General features: G+C 39.4%; 2 protein-coding genes. Both read left to right on the plus strand.

Going from position 1 to position 1,174, the window contains the following annotated elements; all coding sequences use genetic code 11:
• The first annotated feature begins 88 nt into the window (after positions 1–88).
• Positions 89–538, plus strand: a complete 450-nt coding sequence (locus F6K37_RS43540; protein ID WP_287257365.1) for a DUF4277 domain-containing protein — start codon at positions 89–91, stop codon at positions 536–538.
• Between the two features lie 66 nt (positions 539–604).
• Positions 605–1,081 carry a hypothetical protein gene (locus F6K37_RS43545; protein ID WP_287257366.1) on the plus strand — a complete coding sequence of 159 codons (477 nt, stop codon included), beginning with the start codon at positions 605–607 and terminating at the stop codon, positions 1,079–1,081.
• Positions 1,082–1,174: the final 93 nt, after the last annotated feature.

The raw sequence follows: 1,174 nt of genomic DNA on the forward strand, positions 1-1,174 counted from the left end.
ACTCACCGTTCGCTCAAATTGAAGGAATGGGGTAGACAAAAAAGGTTAAAATCCTTGTGTAGCAGGGTGTTGAACAACGAGGAGTCGATTGATAACTACACAAACTCACTCAGAACGAATAGATGATCTGCCTTTAATCATCTACTGGTTAAGGCAAATGAAGGTAGCGTCGATGATAGATCAACATCTACCAGTCCCTCATGGAAATCGCCAAGGCTTAAGTTATGGGGAATTGGCAGTATTATTACTGACCTATATAGTCAGTGAAGCCGACCATAGGATGTGTTGTGTAGAAAAATGGGTATGTGAGCATCATAGAAGTCTAGAAAAAATAACCGGATGGAAAATCGCCGAAAAAGAAGCTACCGATGACCGTTGTGGAGATTTATTGAAAACAATGGGTAAACCGGAAAGAATTTCGGAGATGTCCATATCGATATCAAAGTATTTGGTAAAAGCTTATGAATTACCAACCGAAAAAGGCCGAAGTGATACGACCAGCTTTTCAGTATATCATCAAATCTCAGAAAGGGAATAAAAATCGTCTTTGATTCAATTTGGATAGAGTAAAAATCGCCGACCCGATTTAAGACAATATCGGCAAATGTTAGCAACATTAGACCCATTAGGGATGCCATTGTTAGGAGCAACATTGGCGGGAAATGGAACAGATGAGTCAGACTATGTCCCAACTTGGCGAAAAATGACAGAAATAATTGGGCACAGAGAATTTCTCTATTTAGCCGATTCTAAAGCTTCAACATGGGAAAATCGAGCTCAAATCCATGAAGAAGGAGGAATCTATTATTTTCCGTTGGCGATGAGTCAACCTCGTCCAAAGTTGTTGGCTGATTGGGTGAATAATCCTCCAACAGAAGTGATTAAAATAGTCGAAAAGGAGCAAGGGAAATCCCCACCGGAAGAAATCGGATTAGCTTTTGAAGTCCCATTAGGAAATATTTGGGTTAACTCCGAAACGAAAAAGCGTTATCAGTGGCTAGAAAGATGGTTGGTGGTCAAATCTAATGCCTTAGCCTCTCGTAAAATTAGAGGATTAGACAATCGTCTAGTCAAAGGATAAAAGGAATTATTGTCTTTAAAAAAACGCTCCGGCAAGGATGAAAAATTATTAGAGGAAAAGATCCGATATGTTTTTAAAAAACATCGCTTAACG

The sequence above is a fragment of the Moorena sp. SIO4E2 genome (assembly GCF_010671945.1).
In the GTDB taxonomy this organism is placed as follows: Bacteria; Cyanobacteriota; Cyanobacteriia; order Cyanobacteriales; family Coleofasciculaceae; genus Moorena; species Moorena producens.

What these genes read in the sequence shown, in the direction of transcription:
- F6K37_RS43545 (WP_287257366.1), top strand. Translation starts at nt 605, where the DNA reads ATGTTAGCAACATTAGACCCATTAGGGATGCCATTGTTAGGAGCAACA.